Origin of the sequence: Acetobacter sp. DsW_54 (assembly GCF_002153575.1) — a bacterium.
GTDB classification, from domain to species: Bacteria; Pseudomonadota; Alphaproteobacteria; order Acetobacterales; family Acetobacteraceae; genus Acetobacter; species Acetobacter fabarum.
In genome coordinates this window covers 55,720-75,703 of record NZ_JOPD01000009.1, presented here as the reverse complement: position 1 = coordinate 75,703, position 19,984 = coordinate 55,720, and the positions used below count along the sequence as shown (strand labels likewise).

The 19,984-nt window shown below is 62.1% G+C and carries 18 protein-coding genes; 12 read left to right on the top strand and 6 right to left on the bottom strand.

Going from position 1 to position 19,984, the window contains the following annotated elements:
* Nucleotides 1–19 precede the first annotated feature (19 nt).
* The 5 genes from HK20_RS05765 (at nt 20) to HK20_RS05745 (ending at nt 4,845) form a co-directional block, all read left to right on the top strand.
* Nucleotides 20–1,549, top strand: a complete 1,530-nt coding sequence (locus tag HK20_RS05765; protein WP_086646182.1) for a DegQ family serine endoprotease — start codon at nt 20–22, stop codon at nt 1,547–1,549.
* A 29-nt stretch (nt 1,550–1,578) separates the two neighbouring features.
* Nucleotides 1,579–2,625, top strand: coding sequence for an FUSC family protein (locus tag HK20_RS05760; protein WP_233129096.1), 1,047 nt, complete (start codon nt 1,579–1,581; stop codon nt 2,623–2,625).
* Between the two features lie 97 nt (nt 2,626–2,722).
* Nucleotides 2,723–3,706 carry a quinone oxidoreductase gene (locus HK20_RS05755; protein ID WP_086646131.1) on the top strand — a complete coding sequence of 328 codons (984 nt, stop codon included), beginning with the start codon at nt 2,723–2,725 and terminating at the stop codon, nt 3,704–3,706.
* 37 nt (nt 3,707–3,743) lie between these two features.
* Nucleotides 3,744–3,947 (top strand): hypothetical protein, encoded by a 204-nt coding sequence (locus HK20_RS05750; protein ID WP_086646130.1) that lies wholly within the window; start codon nt 3,744–3,746, stop codon nt 3,945–3,947.
* A 304-nt stretch (nt 3,948–4,251) separates the two neighbouring features.
* On the top strand, nt 4,252–4,845 hold the full coding sequence (locus HK20_RS05745; RefSeq protein ID WP_233129100.1) for a hypothetical protein: 594 nt from the start codon (nt 4,252–4,254) through the stop codon (nt 4,843–4,845).
* 154 nt (nt 4,846–4,999) lie between these two features.
* On the opposite strand, the gene HK20_RS05740 is transcribed toward HK20_RS05745, so the two are convergent.
* Nucleotides 5,000–6,253, bottom strand: coding sequence for a sodium:proton antiporter (locus tag HK20_RS05740; protein WP_086646129.1), 1,254 nt, complete (start codon nt 6,251–6,253; stop codon nt 5,000–5,002).
* A 158-nt stretch (nt 6,254–6,411) separates the two neighbouring features.
* A complete protein-coding gene (ilvD, locus tag HK20_RS05735; RefSeq protein ID WP_086646128.1) occupies nt 6,412–8,280 on the bottom strand; it encodes a dihydroxy-acid dehydratase in 1,869 nt (622 codons plus the stop codon).
* Between the two features lie 327 nt (nt 8,281–8,607).
* On the opposite strand from ilvD, the gene pstC reads away from it, so the two are divergent.
* From pstC to phoU, 4 genes are read left to right on the top strand one after another with little or no spacing between them, the layout of a single operon-like run.
* A complete protein-coding gene (pstC, locus tag HK20_RS05730) occupies nt 8,608–9,591 on the top strand; it encodes a phosphate ABC transporter permease subunit PstC (protein WP_086646127.1) in 984 nt (327 codons plus the stop codon).
* A 2-nt stretch (nt 9,592–9,593) separates the two neighbouring features.
* Complete coding sequence (pstA, locus tag HK20_RS05725) at nt 9,594–10,469, top strand: phosphate ABC transporter permease PstA (protein WP_086646126.1); 876 nt, start codon at nt 9,594–9,596, stop codon at nt 10,467–10,469.
* Between the two features lie 29 nt (nt 10,470–10,498).
* Nucleotides 10,499–11,299 carry a phosphate ABC transporter ATP-binding protein PstB gene (gene pstB / locus HK20_RS05720; RefSeq protein ID WP_165925700.1) on the top strand — a complete coding sequence of 267 codons (801 nt, stop codon included), beginning with the start codon at nt 10,499–10,501 and terminating at the stop codon, nt 11,297–11,299.
* Nucleotides 11,300–11,330: 31 nt separating this feature from the next.
* A complete protein-coding gene (phoU, locus tag HK20_RS05715) occupies nt 11,331–12,047 on the top strand; it encodes a phosphate signaling complex protein PhoU (RefSeq protein ID WP_086646124.1) in 717 nt (238 codons plus the stop codon).
* Between the two features lie 111 nt (nt 12,048–12,158).
* On the opposite strand, the gene HK20_RS05710 is transcribed toward phoU, so the two are convergent.
* Nucleotides 12,159–13,046: an SDR family oxidoreductase gene (locus tag HK20_RS05710; protein ID WP_086646123.1), complete on the bottom strand. Its 888-nt coding sequence runs from the start codon at nt 13,044–13,046 to the stop codon at nt 12,159–12,161.
* Nucleotides 13,047–13,081: 35 nt separating this feature from the next.
* Nucleotides 13,082–14,422 (bottom strand): hypothetical protein, encoded by a 1,341-nt coding sequence (locus HK20_RS05705; RefSeq protein WP_086646122.1) that lies wholly within the window; start codon nt 14,420–14,422, stop codon nt 13,082–13,084.
* Between the two features lie 203 nt (nt 14,423–14,625).
* Here HK20_RS05705 and rplM point away from each other — a divergent pair, with 203 nt between their 5' ends.
* Nucleotides 14,626–15,102: a 50S ribosomal protein L13 gene (gene rplM, locus HK20_RS05700; RefSeq protein WP_086646121.1), complete on the top strand. Its 477-nt coding sequence runs from the start codon at nt 14,626–14,628 to the stop codon at nt 15,100–15,102.
* 4 nt (nt 15,103–15,106) lie between these two features.
* Nucleotides 15,107–15,595 (top strand): 30S ribosomal protein S9, encoded by a 489-nt coding sequence (gene rpsI, locus HK20_RS05695; protein WP_086646120.1) that lies wholly within the window; start codon nt 15,107–15,109, stop codon nt 15,593–15,595.
* Nucleotides 15,596–15,794: 199 nt separating this feature from the next.
* On the opposite strand, the gene HK20_RS05690 is transcribed toward rpsI, so the two are convergent.
* A complete protein-coding gene (locus HK20_RS05690; RefSeq protein WP_369823034.1) occupies nt 15,795–17,321 on the bottom strand; it encodes a S10 family peptidase in 1,527 nt (508 codons plus the stop codon).
* Between the two features lie 207 nt (nt 17,322–17,528).
* On the opposite strand from HK20_RS05690, the gene HK20_RS05685 reads away from it, so the two are divergent.
* Entirely contained in the window at nt 17,529–18,059 is a 531-nt protein-coding gene (locus tag HK20_RS05685; RefSeq protein ID WP_086646118.1) for a hypothetical protein, read from the top strand.
* Nucleotides 18,060–18,173: 114 nt separating this feature from the next.
* Here the strand turns inward: HK20_RS05685 and HK20_RS05680 are convergent, their stop codons facing one another.
* A complete protein-coding gene (locus tag HK20_RS05680) occupies nt 18,174–19,937 on the bottom strand; it encodes a DEAD/DEAH box helicase (protein ID WP_086646117.1) in 1,764 nt (587 codons plus the stop codon).
* Nucleotides 19,938–19,984: the final 47 nt, after the last annotated feature.

The window sequence follows — 19,984 nt, the reverse complement described above, 5'->3', positions numbered from 1 at the left end:
GCAGAAAGTTGTGTTGTCCATGCGTGTGTCCGTCCGTCTGTTCTGCTCTGTTTCCCTCTCCACCCTGTTGGTGGCGGGCCTTGGGGTGTGTGCCCCGCTGCATGCGGCGGAGGCTCCGGTGCCTGCGGTTGTGGCCGCCGGTGGCCGCGCGCCAGACAGCTTTGCCGACCTTGCAGCCCGGCTGCTGCCTGCCGTGGTCAATGTGTCCACCACCCAGACCGTGCGTGAAGCGGATGCGGAGGAGGATGACGAGGACGACCAGCTCCCCCAGATGCCCAACTTCCCGCAGGGCTCCCCGTTCGAGAAGTTTTTCCATGACTTCATGAACCGGCAGACAGACCCCAACGCCCCGCCAAGGCGGATGCAGGCGCTGGGTTCGGGCTTTATCATCGACCCGACCGGCTACATCGTGACCAATAACCACGTGATCCGCAAAGCAGACCGCATAACGGTAACCTTGCAGGACAACACGGTGCTCAGCGCCCATGCCGTTGGGCATGATGACCGCACGGACCTTGCCCTGCTTAAGGTGGACAGCAAAAAGCCGCTGCCGTTTGTCAGCTTCGGGGATAGCGAACACCGCCGGGTGGGGGACTGGGTTCTGGCCATTGGCAACCCGTTTGGCCTGTCCGGCACGGTTACGGCGGGCATTATCTCCTCACGCGGGCGTAATATTGACCAAGGCCCGTATGATGACTTCATCCAGACCGATGCGCCCATCAACAAAGGCAATTCCGGTGGCCCGCTGTTTGATATGGATGGCAACGTCATTGGGGTGAACACCGCCATTTACTCCCCCTCCGGCGGGTCGGTCGGGATTGGCTTTTCCATTCCCTCCAACGAGGCACGCGGCGTGGTGGAGCAGTTGCGCAAGACCGGCAGGGTCTCGCGCGGGTGGCTTGGTGTGCGTATCCAGAACGTCACGCAGGACATAGCTGACGGGCTGGGCCTGAGTACACCCACCGGCGCGCTGGTGGCCGGGGTGGAAAAAGGTGGCCCGGCCGACAAGGCGGGGCTTAAAACGGGCGATGTGATCCAGAGCCTGAACGGCCAGCCGATTGAGGGCAAGGCCCTGCCGCGCCTGTCCGCCCAGTTGCCGGTGGGCACGCAGGCCAAGCTGGGCCTGTGGCGGCATGGCAAGGTGATGGATGTGCCCGTAACCATAGGCGCCCTGCCCGAAACCCCGGAGGAAGCCCCGGCCAAGCCCGTAACCGCTCCCAAATCCGCGGCCTCTGTCAGCTTTGCGGATTTTGGCTTTACCGTTGGCCCGCTCGATGCGGCCGGGCGGCAGAAGTATAACCTGCCTGCCAGCCTTAAAGGTGTGCTGGTCAGCAGTGTCAAACCCGATGGCACGGCGGCGGACCGGGGGTTGAAGGAAGGGGATGTGATTACCGAGGTCCAGCAGGCCGAGGTGGGAACGCCAGCAGCCCTCAAACAGCGGATCGAGGCCGCGCGCAAAGCCAAAAAGCGTTCGGTCCTGCTTTTGGTGCATGATGCGGATGGCCTGCGCTGGATTCCCTTCCCCCTGAGCGCGGAGGACGCGCCCTGATTGCACTTTTAACGGGCAGGCGTGCGCCCGTGCTGGATATAGGCCGGTATTGCCCATGGCTGGCACGGTGGCTGAGCAACGCCACCGTCTGCCAGACCGTGCGCCTGCTCAGTGCTGTTGGTGTGGCCGGGTTTGTGGCCTGGCTGACCAACCTGCAGGAACCGGGCTGGGCACTGATTACCTCGGTCATTGTGACCCAGAACAGCATTACGGATACAATCTCCAAGGGGCGTGACCAGCTTGTGGGCACGCTTATCGGGGCTACGGTCAGTATTGTGCCCATTACGCTGCTCATGTTTGCGCACTGGCCGCTGTGGGGGGCGTTTACCATTGCGTTTGTGCCGCTGGCCGTTCTGGTATCCTGGAAGCCGGAGGCCCGCATGGGCGTGGTCACGCTTATGGTGGCCATACTGTTCCCCTCCGATAACGACCCCTACCTGCGCCCGATCGAGCGTGTGCTGGCTATTCTGATCGGGGTTGGGGCGGGCACGCTGGTCACGTATGTGGTGCTGCACGAACAGGCCCGGCGCGATGCGTTCCGCAACGCCGCCCTTACGGTGCGCCAGATTGTGGCCATGTTGCAAAAGGCCCGCACGGGGCATGTGGAATGGTCGGTCATTCAGGACATGAATGACGAATGTGCGGCCTCCCTGCGCAAGGTGCAGGCCGCACTGGAAGAGGCCCGGCGCGAACACTGGCGCCCGCTGGATGAGCGCGACCCCATGCTGGCCCGCCTGCCTGCACGGATACGGCAGTTGCAAATGGATGCGCTGGTAGTGGCCCGCGCCATACTGGTGCTGCCCCAGAGTGCCACGGCGGAGGAGCTGGAGCGCGCGGCCAGCGTACGCGCCGGCATGCTGCGTGGATTCCAGTGGATCATCCAGCGTTGCGAGAGCGAGGCCGTGGCCCGCACGGGGGATGAATACCGCATTGCCGCAGAAGTGATGGCCGCCCTGCCGACGGAAAATGAAACGGCAGACCCGATCATACGTTTTGTGGTGGGTATTCTGCTCACGGACCTGCGCCAGCTCATCCAGCTTCTGGGTGAGGATGACAAGGACCGTGCAGCCCCATAAACCACATTGTGGCGGCCAGCCGGTACGCGCCACCGTGGCCCGTTGGCCACGCCCATGCCCGTAGCCGCCACCTTTAGGAACCAGAGGGGCCAACAGCATGACGGCGCAGCATAATCAGGTTGTTCGGGTCCACCATACCGGCGGGTCGGACGTTCTTCTGCCCGAGTTCGTATCCGTACCTCTGCCCCACAGGGGGGAGGTGCTGGTGCGGCAGGAGGCAATTGGCGTCAACTTCATCGACACGTATTTTCGGAGCGGGCTGTACAAGTTCCCCCACCTGCCTGCCATTCCCGGCATGGAAGGGGCCGGGGTGGTGGAGGCCGTAGGGGCCGATGTTGTGGGGCTGAGCGTTGGTGCGCGTGTGGCCTATGCCGGGGTGCTTGGGGGGTATGCCCAGTACCGTGTGGTTGCGGCAGACCGGCTTGTGGTTCTGCCCGATGGGATTTCTACCGAGCAGGCGGCTGCGGTCATGCTGCGGGGGTTGTCTGCCCATATGCTGGTCTGGCAGGTCCACAGGGTGCGGCAGGGGGAAAATATTCTGGTCTATGCCCCCGCCGGAGGGGTGGGCCAGCTGTTGTGCCAGTGGGGGAGCTACCTTGGCGCACGGGTTATTGGCGTAACCTCATCGGAGCAGAAGGCGGAAATTGCCCGTGCCTGCGGGGCGGCAGATGTGCTGGTGGGCATGGACAACCTGCCCGACCGTGTGCGCGCATTAACCAACGGAGCCATGGTGCCCGTTGTGTATGACAGCATAGGCCGCGCCACGTTTGAGACCAGTCTGGCCTGCCTTGCCCCCCGTGGGCTTATGGTCAGCTACGGCAATGCCTCCGGCCCGGTTACGGGGGTGGATGTGGGTGTGCTTGCAGCACGGGGCAGCCTGTACCTGACCCGGCCTACGCTTTCCACCTACATTGCTACCCGCCCGGCACTGGAGGCCGCAGCGCAGGAGCTGTTTGCCATGCTTGAGCAGGGTGCGCTCCGCCCCACCATTGGCCAGCGTTTTGCACTGGCCGAGGCCCACAAGGCGCATGAGGCGCTGGAGGCGGGAACAACCCTTGGCAGCACTATTCTGCTTCCATAAGTATTTTGCGCGGCAGGCATGAGGTCTGGCGGTGATTATGCACGCCAGATGGCATGACGTGGCCCACCAATTACGCTACAACAGAACCGGAACGCCCGACCCGTGTTGGGTGGAAACCCATATTGAGGAAGCTCAAGACATGGCAAAATGCCCCAAATCCCCCTGTGCACGTGGTATTCTGGCTCTGGGCCTGATTGCAGCGGTTGTTTATTTCATCCGTAAAAAGAAGTGCTGCGGCTAAGCCCGCGTCGGGCCTGTTCCTGAACGCCCGACACACGGCAAAAACCCGTCTGGTCCGCCCAGACGGGTTTTTTCTTTTGCGGTGGCGGGTTCTGCCACAGGTGCAAACGCGCAACGCAACGCTTTGGCTTGTGTTATGGTGTAGGCGTTGTATCACTGCCAGTAACATATCTGGCCTGGCGCTGTTTGCTTCAGGCTTCTGACGGAAAGGATTGAGAGTGTTGCATCCTCTTGTTTCCCGCTTTTCCTCCAAGGCTGCGGCATCTGTTGCGGCCTGTGCACTCGGTTTTGCGGGGCTGGCCACAATGGCCATGCCAACGGCGGCCCATGCGCAGGCCTCTGTTCTGCTCAAGAGCCAGCAGGCGACCGCTATTGTGGAAAGTGTTGACCGCGAAGCGCGTGAACTGCTGCTGCGTGAAGGCAATGGCCACCTGCTGACCATTGAATACGGCGCTGCTGTAAAAGACGTGCCGCACCTGCATGAAGGTGATGAACTGAAAATCCAGTTCGTGGAAACACTGGGCGCGCAGCTTGCCCCTCCGGGCAGCCCCCTGCCCGAATCCACGCTCACCACGGCACGGGGCTTTGTGCATGGTCACCCGCGCGGCATTATTGCGGCCTTTAACCGCGAGCGCGCCCTGATCAAGACCATCGACCTGCCTTCCAGCACCATCTCCTTCACCACGGAGGGGGATGATTCCCTGCACGTGGCAGTGCTGCGCACCAAGGCGATGCAGGACTTCCTGAAAACACTCAAGATTGGTGACGTGGTGGATATTACCCGCGCCGAATCCATTACCTATATCGTGACCAACAAGACCGTGCCGCAGCCTGCGCCCGCAGCCCCCCAGCTTGCCGCTCCGGCGGGGGATGTGGTTGCACCTGCTCCCGCGCAGTAAACGCTGCGTAGCAGACAGGTAAGTTTTTTTTAAAGGTGCTTTCCCCCGTGCCGGGTTTTAACCCCTGCACGGGGTTTTTTGTTCCCCCGCCGGGCATACGCATGGCCGGTATGGTGCAGAGTGTGCGGGGGGCTTCCCGCACAGGCTTTGCGCGTTAGCCCGGAGCGTTGGGGTAGAGTGCGCGGGCAACCCGCTCCATGGTCAGCCCCTGCACGATAATGGTAAAAACCACCACGCCATAACAGACGGGCAAGAGCAGGTCGCGCATGTCCCCCGCAGGCAGGCCGAGTGCCAGCGAGACCGAAATACCGCCCCGCAGCCCACCCCATGTGAGCAGGGCCGGAACACGCCCCCTGTCCCATTGCCGCAGATGCACTGGCAATGTGCTGACCAGTACACTCGCGGCCCGCACGGCAATGGAGAGCGGGATAACCGCCAGAGTGAGCACAAACGTGAACAGGCGCGGGGTTATGTCCAGCAGTTCAAGCCCGATCAGCAGGAACAGGAACACGTTCAGAACCTCGTCAATCACTGTCCATGTTGTATCAAGGTTCGTGCGGGCCTCCGTGTGGAGGATGGCGCGGCTGTAGCGTGTGCCAAGGCATAGCCCGGCCACCACAACCGCAATGGCGCCAGACATGCCAAACTGGCTGGCAAGGCTAAAGGTGCCTGTGGCCAGCGCCAGAGATGTCAGCAGGTCAATATGCGGGTCTCTTTGCCCCCGGAGCACAAACAGCGCGGCCCAGCCTGTGGCCAGTCCCAGCAGCCCACCCCCTATGGCCTCGTGGCAGAACCGCACAAGCAGGTCGGGCAGGGTAATGGTGGGGCTCTGCCCTGTTGCCAGCCCGATGGCCACGCCAGAAATCACGACACCCACGCCATCATTAAACAGGCTTTCTCCTGCAAAAATGGCCTGTAGGGGGGCAGGCAGGCCCAGCCTTTTCAGCATCCCCACAACGGAAACCGGGTCCGTGGGGGCCAGAATGGCACCCAGCACAACACACCAGATAAAGGGCACGGGGTGGCCTGCCAGACTAAGCCCACCCCATGTTGCCCCCGCCATGAACCCTACCGCCAGAATAGTCCCGGCAACGGACAGGGCCGTGACCGAGAGCAGGTGCTTTTGCAGTTGCCCAAGGTCAACCTGCATGGCTCCAGCAAAAAGGAGGAACGAGAGCGCGCCATTGAGCAAGGCATCAGGCAGGTTGACCGCGCCGAGCACCCTGCGCGGAAATGCCTGAAGGTCATAGGCGGGAAACAGCGGGTTAAGCACCATGACCAGCAGGGACGCCAGCAGCGAAAACACCAGAACACCAATGGTGACAGGCATACGCAGCGTGTGGTGGTTGAGAATACTGAACCCGGCAGAAAGGCACAGCAGCAGGGCAAGAAGATCAAGGGTGTGCATGGCCCTTATCGCTGGCGGCTCAGGCGCGTGCCGTCAAGCAAAACCGGAGGTTACCCTGCCCGGTTATGCCGTTTGTGGCTTTTGGGGGAGGGGGCACAAAAAACCCCCGCAAGGCGCTGCCCTGCGGGGGTTTTTGCGTTGTGCTGCCGGGCCGCGTGTTAGCGCGGGGTGCGGCGGGTCAGCTGGCTTACGTCACGCACCGCGCCACGGGCCGCACTGGTGGTCAGGGCTGCATAGGCCTTGAGCGCGTTGGAGACCACGCGCTCACGCTTGGGCTGCCAGGCCTGATCGCCCAGATCATCCATGCGTGCGCGGCGGTCGGACAGAACGCTGTCCGCCACAGCCACGGACAGGCGGCGGTTGGGAATGTCGATCTCGATCGTATCGCCTTCCTCCACCAGCCCGATAACGCCGCCTTCACCCGCTTCGGGGGAGATATGGCCAATGGACAGGCCCGAACTCCCGCCCGAAAAACGACCATCGGTAATGAGCGCGCATTTTTCGGCCAGCCCCTTGGATTTAAGGTAGCTGGTCGGGTACAGCATTTCCTGCATGCCGGGGCCGCCCTTGGGACCTTCGTAGCGGATCAGCACCACATCGCCGGGGTTGATTTTGTTGCCCAGAATGGCGGCAACCGCGTCATCCTGACTTTCAAAAATCCGGGCGGGACCGGAGAATGTTTCCAGCCCTGCGGCAACACCTGCGGTTTTAACAATTGCGCCGTCTTCGGCCAGATTGCCGTAGAGCACGCACAGCCCGCCATCCTGATTATAGGCATGCGCGCCATCGCGGATGGCCCCGTTGGCCTGATCCGTATCCAGCGTTTTGTAGGTGCTGGACTGCGAGAACGCGACCGTGGTGCGTACCCCGCCGGGTGCTGCGCTAAAGAACTCCCGTGCTGCCGTCCGGCTTTCGGCTCCGGGGGCGCGGATGTCCCATTTATCCAGTGCTTCGGGCAGGTTGGCGGCGTGGACCATGTTGACATCACGGTGCAGCAGGCCCAGCCGGTCCAGCTCGCCCATAATGGCGGGAATACCGCCAGCACGGTGCACGTCTTCCATGTGCACATCCGGGCGGGAGGGGGAGACCTTGCACAGATGCGGCACCTTGCGGGAGAGGCGGTCAATGTCCTTCATGGTAAAGGGCACTTCGCCTTCATGGGCTGCGGCCAGCAGGTGCAGCACCGTGTTGGTGGACCCACCCATGGCAATATCGACCGACATGGCGTTCTCAAACGCGGCCATGGTGGCAATGTTGCGCGGCAGCACGGAGGTATCATCCTGCTCGTAGTAGCGGCGGGCAAGGTCCACAATGCGGCGTCCGGCCTCCACAAACAGGTTGCGGCGTGCGGCATGGGTGGCCACAAGGCTGCCGTTGCCGGGCAGGGACAGGCCAAGGGCTTCGGTCAGGCAGTTCATGGAATTGGCGGTGAACATGCCCGAGCACGAGCCGCAGGTGGGGCAGGCGGAGCGTTCGATGGCAAGGGAGTCGGCCTCGCTCACGCCCGGGCTTGCGGCTGCGACCATGGAGGTCACAAGGTCTGCGCGCTGTTCAATGTCATCCAGTGTCACGCGTCCGGCTTCCATGGGGCCGCCGGATACAAAAATGACCGGAATGTTCAGCCGCATGGAGGCCATGAGCATACCCGGCGTAATTTTGTCGCAGTTGCTGATACACACAATGGCGTCCGCGCAATGGGCGTTCACCATGTATTCCACGGCATCGGCAATCAGCTCGCGCGAGGGCAGGCTGTACAGCATGCCGCCGTGGCCCATGGCAATGCCGTCATCCACCGCAATGGTGTTGAACTCGCGGCCAATGCCACCGGCTTCGGCAATGGCCTCGCACACAAGCTGCCCCATATCCTTGAGGTGCACATGGCCGGGTACGAACTGGGTAAAGGAGTTGGCGACGGCAATAATGGGTTTGCCAAAATCGGAGTCTTTTACACCGGTTGCGCGCCACAGGCTGCGGGCACCCGCCATGTTGCGCCCGTGGGTGGTGGTGCGTGATCGGTAGCCGGCCATTATGGGGTCTCTTCTGCTATGGTGCTGGGTAAAGCATCGGGTCGTGGGGTATGCGCGGTGGGTCCACCGGCATGGGCTTGGGCACATTACGCCACATTGTGCTGGCTGTCAGGGCCGGATTATGCAGAAATGGCCGGGCAGGTTCCCGGTTGCCGGGGGCTGAATGCGCGAGGTGCCGGTCCGCTGTCCACCAATGTCCCTGATAACACTACAGTTTTGTGACAAAACTCTGTTTAAAGGGACTTTCATGGGGTCTCCGTGTTGCAGGAGCGCACAGCGTTCAGTATTTCTCGCCCCATCCGGCTGATAGTTCGGAACGGAGAGCAGATGGAAATTCCCGCACGGCAGTCCCTGCCCGCGATGAAACAGGCCCCTTCCCATCAGGGAGGGCAGAAGGGCGACCCCGCCTTCAGGCTTCTGGTAACGGCAACAGGTGTTGGCGTGCTGGTTGTTCTGGGCGCCATTATTGCCGTTATGGTAACAGGTGGCTGGAAGGCGTTTGCAACCTTTGGTCCGGGCTTTCTGGTTTCCGCGGTATGGAACCCGGTCACGCAGCATTTCGGGGCCGCCGCCCCGGTTTTTGGTACCGTTATCAGCAGTGCGCTGGCACTCCTTGTGGCCGTGCCGCTGGCCTTTGGTACCGCATTCTGGCTGACCGCCCTTGCGCCACCCGCCGCCGCCTCGGTTATTGGCATGGCCGTGCAGCTTCTGGCCGCCGTGCCCTCCATTATCTTTGGTATGTGGGGCTTTTTTGTGGTGGTGCCGGTGGTGGCGCATTACGTGCAGCCCGCTGCCCGCCAGCTTTTTGGCCATGTGCCCGGCCTGTCCGCCCTTGTGGCGGGTGCGCCGTTTGGCACGGGGCTGTTTACGGCAGCACTTATTCTGGCGGTCATGATCACCCCGTCCATTACCGCCGTCATGCGTGATGTGTTCCTGTCCATGCCTGCTGTTCTGCGTGAGAGCGGGTACGGGCTGGGTGCTACCCGGTGGGAGGTCATGCGCCATGTTGTGCTGCCCTGGTCCCGTCAGGGGGTTGTGGGCGGCATTGTGCTGGGCATGGGCCGCGCAATGGGTGAGACCATGGCCGTGACCTTTGTGATCGGGGATAGCAACCACATTGGCTGGTCGCTGTTTGCACCGGCCAACACCATTGCCTCGCTGATCGCCCTTGAATTCCCCGAAAGCCCGGCAGGGAGCCTCAAGCTGGCTTCCCTCATGGCGCTGGGGGCCATTCTTATGGCCATCTCCTTTGTAACACTCTGGTTCTCCCGCTGGCTGCTGGCCCGTGGCGAACAGGCAGCAGGACGTTGAGGATGAAGGCGAACAATACCCTCATGCGGGCTGACCGCTCCGCCTCGCTGCTCTGGCGGCGCCACATGTGCGACAAGCTTGCCACAGGCCTGAGCTGGCTGGGCATGCTGATTGTGGTGTTCATGCTCGGCTCCATTTTGTGGACCCTGTTCAAAAATGGCCTGGCGGGCATGAGCGTGCACCTGTTCACCCTGTCCATGGCAGCACCAGGGCAGCCCGGTGGGCTGGCCAACGCCATTATGGGCAGCATTATCCAGACCGGGCTGGCGATTCTGATCGGTGCGCCAGCAGGGTTGATGACAGGCATCTATCTGGCCGAATACGGGGCTGGTAGCCGCATGGCGCGCATTGTGCGCTTTGTGTCGGACATGCTGCTCTCTGCCCCTTCCATCCTCATCGGCCTGTTCATTTACATGATGCTGGTTGTCCCGTTCGGGCACTTTTCCGGTTTTTCGGGTGCTGTGGCGCTGGCCATTCTGGCCATGCCTATTGTGGTCCGCACGACCGAGGACATGCTGCGCCTTGTGCCTGTTGCCATGCGTGAGGCAGGCATTGCGCTGGGCGCACCCAAATGGCGGGTTATCCTGTTTATCTGTGTGCGGGCCGTGCGTGCGGGTATTATGACCGGCGTGCTGCTGTCCATCGCCCGCGTTGCGGGGGAGACAGCCCCCCTTCTGTTTACCTCGCTGGGCAATTCCGAATGGTCGCTTGACCTCGGGCGCCCCATGGCCAGCCTGCCCGTGGCCATCTACCAGTATGCCGGTTCTGCTTATCAGGACTGGATGCAGCAGGCATGGACCGGCGCGCTGCTGGTGACACTGGGTGTGCTTATTATCAATATTGTAGTGCGGGTCGGAACCCGCGGAGGACGGTCATGAGCGTAGAGGTTCCCGTAAAAGCGACAGGCATGACCCAACCGCTGGACAGCGCCACCACAAGCAAGGACGCACCGCACCCTGTAGCCATGCAGGTCCGGGGGCTGAACTTTTATTACGGCACGTCCCACGCGCTGCATGACATCTCGCTCGACTTCCCCGAGCGTAGTGTTACGGGCATGATCGGCCCTTCAGGCTGTGGCAAATCCACCCTGCTGCGTGTGCTCAACCGGATGTATGACCTGTACCCCGGCCAGCGCGCCACGGGTGAGGTGATCTTTGATAAGCAGAACATCCTCAATTCGGGGGTGGACCTTAACGTTCTGCGCTCGCGCATTGGCATGGTGTTCCAGAAGCCCACGCCATTCCCCATGTCCATCTATGACAACATTGCTTTTGGCATCCGCCTGCATGAGCGTGTCTCCCGCTCCGAAATGGACGGACGGGTAGAGGACGCCCTGCGCCGCGTGGCCCTGTGGCCAGAGGTACAGGACCGGCTGAGCGCTTCGGCCACGGCCCTTTCGGGTGGGCAGCAGCAGCGCCTGTGCATTGCCCGCACCATTGCCGTACGCCCCGAAGTAATCTTGCTTGACGAGCCAACCAGTGCGCTGGACCCGGTTTCCACCGCCCGGATCGAGGAACTGCTCGACGAGCTTAAAACCGAGTTCACCATTGCCATTGTCACGCATAACATGCAGCAGGCTGCCCGCTGTGCGGACCAGGTGGCGTTTTTCTACATGGGGCGCCTGATCGAAGTGGACAGCACCGCCCGTATGTTCACCACCCCGCGTGAACAGCAGACGCAGGACTACATTACAGGCCGCTTCGGCTAAACGCCGAGCACAGGGCACGGAGGAAAGCGTTATGGGCAACGAACCCGCACATACCATTACCCGCTACGATCAGGAGCTGGACCGGCTGCGTGGCATTGTGGCGCGCATGGGTGGTCTGGTGGAGCGGCAGACCGCTCAGGCCATAGCCGCCGTGGTGAACCAGAATGAAGAAGCCGCTCTGGAACCCCCGGAGCTGGACCCCGAAGTGGACGCGCTGGAGCGTGAGGCCGAAATGCTGGCCATTCGCATTCTGGCCCTGCGCGCACCCATGGCGGTGGACCTGCGCGTGATTGTGGCCGTGCTCAAAATGAGCGGCGACCTTGAGCGGATCGGGGATTACGCCTCCTCCATTGCGCGCCGTGCGGGCAAGGTGGAAGTGCTGGACGGGGCTGTTTCCTTCAGCGCTCTGCGGGCCATGGCGCGTCTGGTGCAGGAAAACCTGCACATGGCCGTGGAATCCATGGTCGAGAACGATGCCGAGCGCGCGCAGGAAGTGTGGAAGGCCGATACGGCGGTGGACGAACTGTACACCACCATGTTCCGCGAACTGGTGACCTACATGATGGAAGACCCCCGCAAGATCGGGCCGTGCATCCATCTGCTGTTTGTTGCCAAAAACCTTGAGCGGATCGGGGACCACGCCACCAATATTGCCGAGCGTGTGTACTATGCGGTTACGGGGGAAATGCTGCCATCCGTTCGCCCACGCGGCGGTGCGGCCCGTACCAATGTTGAACAGCCTGAATAAGCCAGCCCCCGGCAGGGGCGGGCACTAACACCGCAGGGTTTGCCGCAGGATCGGGCATTCTGGCTTTAAAAAGTCAGGGTGCCCGTTTTTGTTGGCACCACCGCATGGGCTTCAGGCCTGCGGGGTTTTTGGCCCCAGCGCAAAAAACGTATGGTGCAGCCCTTCGGCCAGCCCAATGGGCCGTACCCCCAGCGTGGTCTGCATGGGGGTAATATCAAAATTCTTGTTTTCCAGCAGGCGGCGGATTTCGTCCGGGCCAATGCGGGGTAGGCCGGGCACGCAGGCACTTAGCTTGGCAAGGGCCATCAGCAGGCCTGCTGGCACGGGTATGGTCGGGCGTGGCGCAAGCCCTGCGGCTGCACCCACCATGGCGGCAAACTGGCGGTAGGGCACGGCATTTGCCCCCGCAATAACCAGACTGTGCGGGCCATCCCATGCTTTGTTCAGGGCGGCCAGAATGCAGGCGGTGACATCCCCCTGCCAGATGGGCTGCACCAGAGCGCGCCCCCCACCCGGCAGAGGCGTAAACGGGAGCAGGCGCAGCACGGCGGCCAGCCGCTGTACGGTGTTCTCGCCCTGTGCGCCGTAAATCATGGTGGGGTGCAGGATTACGCCTGAATGGCCAGAGGCCAGCAGGGCCTGCTCCCCCAGCAGCACGTCCTTGCCGTGTGCATCCGGCCAGCAGGTGAACTTGCGCGTGCTGCCAAGGCACACAAGCCTAGCTGTGGCGGGGGCCGTAGCCAGCAGTGCGGGAATATGGCGGGCATGGGCTGTGCAGATAATACGCGTTGCATCAGCCAGTGCGGCGCGCAGCGGGCCGGTTGGGCCGCTCAGGTCCGCAATGCGGGGGGTGGGCAGGCCGGTGGCGCGGGCGGGGTTGCGTATAACGGGCACAACGGGTGTGCCCCGCAGGGCCAGTGCCTGGCACACGGCCCGCCCCGACCGGCCGGATGCGCCAATAACATGCACGGGGTGCGGTGGTGTCTGGGGGGAGCGCATGGTGTGTGCCTGCTGGCTGCTCGGGTTATGCGGCGTTAGTGCGCCTGAACCGACAGCCCGATTTTTTGTGCCAGTTCGGGCATGGAGGTCAGCTCACCCAGCGAGGCGGCAACCAGCATGAGCGGCATGGGCTGCACGGGCTTGAGGGTGATGCTCAGGGTCTGCTTGCCGGGGTTGGCCAGCCAGTGGAAGAAGCTGGCGAAGGCGGGGTTCTGCGCCGTGGCGGACTGGGCCTGTACATAGGCCAGCAGGCCTTGCGGTGGCAGGCCGCGGGCTGCGGCAATGGCCCCAAGAGCTTTGGGGACCAGCCCGTGGTCTATGTAATCGAGCGAGAGCGAGATCACCTGCATGTCCGTATTGCTATCCACCAGCACGGAGGCGGATGTTGCCTGCCCGAGTTCGCCATGAATATGCAGCCGCCCCATATTGGCGGAATCGATGCTGAGGGTTTCCAGATGCAGCGTGCCTGTTTTGGGGGTGTGCGTGTCATTGAGCACCACATTGCCCACAAAATGGTCATACCCGAGTGAGGGCATCCAGCCCATGTTGGGCACGCTCGGCCAGAGTTCCAGCCCCTGTATGCTGGAGACTTCCTGCTCCGTGGACTCGGTATGGGTTGCGTGGGACAGCACACGCTTTGCCCGCATGAGCGGGGTGGTGCCATCCATGCTCAACTGGTCAATGGTGATGTCGCGCGTATTGGCATGGGTGGTGTAGGGCGCGCCCGTGGTCAGGGTTTTGTACAGGTCGGCAAGGGCAACGCCATCCACGCTAATGGATTCGGCCTTTATATGGCGCGGCGGAGCAACATCGGTGGAAAGCTGCACGTTGCGTGCCTGCAGGTGCGATGTTTCGTTCGCGCCAAAATCGTCCATGCTGGCGCTATCGGCTGAGAGGTCGGATTGCAGGGCGCTGACAAAACCGTGCAGGCCGGTTGCCTGTGCGTGGCCGATGCTCAGGGTCTGCACACCGGGGGCGGTGGGGTCCTCGGCCTTGGTGGGCAGGGCCAGATCGTCCATTTCCATGGTTTTCAGGTGCAGGCTGCCTGCGGGGTCTGCAAGCTGGAAGTTACGGAAGCTCAGGTGGTGAATCCGGGTAACGTCGGAATCCTGCGTGTCGGGCTTGGTCAGTTCCGCCTCATCGGCGGTCATGGTTTCCGGCCCCTGACGGAACACCAGGCCACTAAACCGCACACTGCGGCCCAGCAGGCCGGGCTTGGCCCGCGTGTAGGTGAAGGAGACATCCGGCCCCAGCGCCTGTTTGAACCGCTCGATCCCTTTATCAACCATCACACGTTCTGCGTGGTGGGCGCCAAACCATGCGATCCCGCCAAGAATGGCAATGCCGGAGACCGTGACAAGAACGTTCTTCTTCACGCGTTGGAAATCCTGCTGTTTTCACCACAGCCTTCAGCTTTAGTGCATGCGGGGGTGGGGGGCAAGCGGCGCCACGGTAACATGTTACCTAGAGAAAACTGCCTGAAAATACGGTCATTAACTGCAATACCTCTTGACTGCCCGTGCGCCACCCATCATAACGCGCCATCAATACGTAACTGTTCTCATATGGAATCAGTGTCATGAAGACCACCCTCTCGCTGAAGCCCGCGGAGGTGACGAAGAACTGGATCCTGATCGATGCCGAAGGTCTCGCTCTGGGTCGTCTCGCCGTCATCATCGCCACGCGCCTGCGCGGCAAGCACAAGCCTCAGTTCACACCGCATGTTGACTGCGGTGACCACGTTGTTGTCATCAACGCCGAAAAAGTGGCGCTGACCGGCAACAAAGCGGACCAGAAGCTCTTTCATTACCACACCGGCTATGCCGGCGGTATCAAGACCCGCACGGTCTCGCAGCGCCTGAACGGCAAGCACCCCGGCCATCTGGTCGAAAAGGCAGTTGAACGCATGATCACGCGTGGTCCGCTCCAGCGTGAGCAGATGCGCAACCTGCATGTGTATGCTGGCGCTGAACACCCCCACGGTGGTCAGACCCCCCAGGTGCTTGACGTTGCGGCGCTGAACCGCAAAAACGTCGTTAACGCTCAGAAGGGCTGAGACAATGTCTGAAACTCAGGAACGCACAGGCACGCTGGCCGATCTGAAGACCGTTGCACCGGTTCTGGCCGATTCCGCTCCGGTTTACGAAGCAAAGCGTGACGCACAGGGCCGCTCCTACGCCACAGGCCGCCGTAAGGATGCCGTGGCTCGCGTATGGATCAAGCCGGGTAAAGGTGAAGTCACCGTTAACGGCCGTCCGGTTGTTCAGTATTTCGCACGCCCCGTGCTGCGCATGCTGCTCACCCAGCCTTTCCTCGTATCCGATCGTTACAACCAGTTTGACGTGGTCTGCACCGTAACCGGTGGTGGTCTGTCCGGTCAGGCTGGTGCGGTTCGTCACGGTATCAGCCGTGCGCTGACCCACTACGAACCCGAACTGCGCAGCATCCTCAAGGCTGCTGGCTTCCTGACCCGCGATTCGCGTCAGGTTGAACGTAAAAAGTACGGTCGCGCAAAAGCACGTCGTTCCTTCCAGTTCAGCAAGCGCTGATCCGGTTCGGACTTCGGTTTTTCGTTCGGCAGACGGGCGGGGGGATTTTGGTCCCCCCGCCCGTTTTGCGTTTGGGGTCTGCGGGAGTGGTTATGCCCTCTACGTGGGCCAGCCGTTGCAGCCTTGGGGCTGGACCGGGCTAGGGCGCGTGCCCGGCCCCCGTATGTATGATGGAGGCGGGCGTTACGTGCCCTCTGGCTCAGGGAGCCAGAAAGGTGCGGACATCGCGCGCAAGGGCTGCACGGCTGTCCGGGCGGGTGTAGAGCATGTGCCCACCGGGATAAACATGCAGGCCAATACGGCTGCGGCCCACGGGAATATGCTCTGCCACCCAGCGGGAGGAAGCATAGGGGCACACCAGATCATACGCGCCGTTGGCAATAAACACCCGCAGGGTGGGGTTAAGGGCCAGCAGACGGCGCAGGGTGGGAATGGGGCGTACAATAGGGGCGTTTGTGTCGCGGTAGTCCCATGCCTGGCTTATGGCGTAGTTGAGCAGGTTGTAGCTTAGTTCTGTCTGGTAGCGCAGTTCGGTGGTGGCATAATGCTCAAAGGCGCTGCCATAGGCGTGGCCAAACCCGTCCAGCGTGGGTTCGGGGCTTTCCCCATTATCCACCCCTTCGGGGAAGGGGTCGGCAATGGATAATGTGGCGTCATACAGCGAATACAGGCGGCCATCGCGGCTGCGTATGTCGTGTGCCTCTGGCCGGGGCATGCCGCGCTGCTTGGCAATAATGTCCTGCTCAATGCCGGTATGGTTGGCAACGGCCTCGTAAAAATCTTCCGCATCATCACCCGTGGGGGGCGTGCCTGCCAGTGTGCTCAGGTATGGCCCCATGGCGTACTGGTATGCCTTGTCCAGATGCTGGGCGGTGTTTTCAGGGGTCAGCTTGTGCTGGAGAGCCAGATTTGCGGCCTCAAGCGTGGGCAGCACAAAAGCTTCGGCCAGAATGTCGTTTTCCGTATCCAGCAGGGTCATGTCCAGCGCGGGGGAGACCATGATAATGCCGTTGAGCAGAATGTGCTGGTCCTCGGCCAGCGCATTGGCCACCTCTATGGCCCGCAGGCCGCCATAGCTTTCCCCCGCAAGGTAGCGGGGGGAGGTCAGGCGTTTGTTGGCATTGGCCCAGAGCTGAATGGCCTTGGCAAAGGTTTTGGCATCCTGCTTGACGCCATAAAACTGCTTGTCCGCCTGTTTGGGATCGGTCGGGACTGACCAGCCCGTGCCCGGTGCATCCAGAAAAACCAGATCGGCAGCCCCCAGCCAGCTTTCGGGGTTGGGTTTGATCTGTGCATTGGCGCCATCGGCCGGGTTGCCTGTGGGAAAATCAAGCATGACCGGGCCAGCCGCCCCAAGGTGCAGGTAGGCGGTACCCGCGCCGGGGCCACCGTTAAAAAAATACACCACCGGCCGGTGTGCAGGGTCCGCCCCATCGCGCGTGTAGGCGGTATAGAACATGCGCGCTGTGGGTCTGCCGGCATCGTCACGCAGGGTCAGTGTGCCTGCTGTTGCGGTGTAGGTCATTTTTTGCCCGCCAAAGGTCCCGTTATGGTGGGTGACCGAATCCTTGGGCAGCAGGGCGGCTGCGTCATGGAAGGTATCGGGGGCATCGGGGGTCTGGGCGGGCTGGCCTGCCTCGGCCCGGGTGGGGGCGGGGGCTGTAGCCGCCAGTGCGGATGTGGTGGACAGGCAAAGGGCAAGGCAGAGGGGCAGACCGGGCCACAGGCCAGCGCGGGCGCGGGTGGGGTTGTAAGGTGCTGGGCGTGTGGTCACGGTTGTATCTTCCTTTGCAGGCTTTTGCTCGGGAGCCATGCTGCTTGTGCAAACGTGTTCCTGCAAGGGTGGGCTGGACTATTTTTTGCCCCAATCCCATGTCTTACACATAACCGATGTTCGCACTGTGAGGGTGTGGAACACAGGAAAGGAATATTTATGCTCTCTATTCGGAAAATTGCGCTTCTTGGCCTGCCTCTGTTTGCCTTTGCTGGCACGGCATCTGTTGCGCATGCCGATCCGTGCCTGTCCCTGAGTGGCTGTGTCCAGCAGGGTGTGAACAACCAGGTGGAGTCCGCCAAAAACGCAGGCAACCAGTTTACGTCCGGTGTGCGCGACCAGGCCAAGCAGCGCTGGAACAGCGCAACCGAAGCCGAGCGTGAAAAACTGCTGGCCAAGGGCGGCGCGCTGACCAGCAAGGGCGCGAATGCTACGGAAAAACTGAACAACGCGGAAAAAACCGTTAAAGAACGCTGGAACAACGCCAGCACGACCGAACGGCAGAAAATTCTGGCCCAGCGCGACAAGCTGACCAACGCCACCAATAACGTGACCAATGCGGAAAAAAATGTGAAGGACCGTTGGAACAACGCGTCCGAAAGCACCAAAAACGCATGGAAAAGCAAAAAAGACCAGCTTAAGTCGGATGTGAACAACGCCACCACCCTGCCGTCCATTCCCTCCCTGTAAGGGGAAGGCTGGCTGCGGGCCTAAGCGTATCAGGTCACAAAAAAAGGCTGCTCCCTAACCGGGGGCAGCCTTTTTTGTAGGCCCCCTCTTCAGCCGAAGAAGGGGGCGCGCAATTTACTTACGCTTGCGGGAGGATGCACCGCTTTTGCCAGCCGGTGGGCCTTTGCGGTCAAAATTGGCACGGCCTTTTGGCGGGCCACGGCGTTCGCCAAACGGGGGGCGGCCACCACCTGCACCAGACGGACCTTTGCGGGGTGCTGCTGCGGGTTCCACGGTCATTTCATCCGCATCGGCAGCGGCTGCGCAGGCGGCAAAGCGCTCGGCCTTGTCCTGTGCGATTTCAACCAGCGTGTGGTCGTTTACAATGCGGATTGCACCAATATCCTGCTTTTTAATGCCGCCCAGACGGCACAGAACAGGCACCAGCCATTTGGGGTCTGCCCGGTCTGCCCGGCCGACGGAAAGGCGGAACCAGCTCCCGTTCATGTCGGGGGCGCGTTCACGCGGCTCGCGCGGGGGGGCGTTTTCGTCCCGTGGGCCGCGGGTGCGGGTGGCGTCAGGCGTAATCACGCGCAGCTGTGCGGGTTCGGGCAGGCTTTTGCGCCACAGGCCCACAAGGGCGGTGGCAAGCTGCTCAGGCGTATGCTCGGCCACAAGGCGTGCGGTGAGCGCCTGAATGTTCTCGTTCTCCGAAGGGGGGAGCGAGAGGAAGTGCGCGCCCAGAAGGCGCTCGGCATCGGCCTCGGCAATGGCCTGCGGGGTGGGGGCACCACTCCATTCCGCCGTAACCTTGGCTGCCTGCAACAGGCGTTCGGCCAGACGGCGGCGTGAAGGCGGAACCAGCAGAACACAGGTGCCCTTTTTGCCCGCACGGCCCGTACGGCCCGAGCGGTGCAGCAAGGTAGCCGGGTTGGACGGCAGGCTGGCATGGATAACCAGCCCGAGGTCCGGAATATCAATGCCGCGTGCAGCCACGTCGGTTGCCACGCAAACGCGTGCCTGACCGTGGCGCAGGCTTTCAATGGCGCGGGTGCGCTCGTTCTGGCCCAGATCGCCCGAAATGGCGACAGAGGCAAAACCGCGCTCGGTCAGAATGCTCTGGAGTTGGCGCACGGCCTCACGCGTGTGGCAGAACACAATGGCAGAGGGCGATTCAATCAGGCGCAGCACGTTAACCACGGCGCGGGCCATATCGCCCTGATCCACCAGTACGCCACGGTAGGTAATGTCGGTATGGGCGGCGTTGGGGCCAACCGTATCCACGCGCAGGGCATCATGCTGGTAGCGCTTGGCAAGGCCTGCGATTTCCCGCGCAATGGTGGCGGAGAACAGCAGGGTGCGGCGGTCCTTGGGGGTGGCGTCCAGCAGGGTTTCCAGCTCATCGCGGAAGCCGAGGTCGAGCATTTCGTCTGCTTCGTCCAGCACGGCGGCCTTGAGCTGCGACAGGTCGAGGTTACCGCGTTTGAGGTGGTCGCACAGGCGGCCGGGCGTGCCTACAACAATGTGGCAGCCAGCGGACAGGTGGCGGGCTTCCGTGCGGGGTTCCATCCCCCCTACGCAGGACACGATCCGTGCGCCGGTTTTGGCATAGAGCCATTCCAGCTCGCTGCGGACCTGAAGAGCCAGCTCGCGCGTGGGGGCAATGACCAGCGCCATTGGTGCGCCAGCAGGGCCGCAGCGGTCCGCGCCGTTAAGGAGTGTATCTGCAAGGGAAAGGCCAAAGGCGACCGTTTTGCCCGAGCCCGTGCGGGCGGAAACCAGAAGGTCGCGGCCTTTGGCATCATCCGCCAGAATGGCGGCCTGAACAGAGGTCGGGGCTTCAAACCCGCGCGCGGCCAGAGCCTGGGCGAGCGGGGCGGGAGCATTTTGGAAAGGCATATAAAGAGGTCCAGACAAACAGGTATGAGAGAGGGAATAAAGCGTCC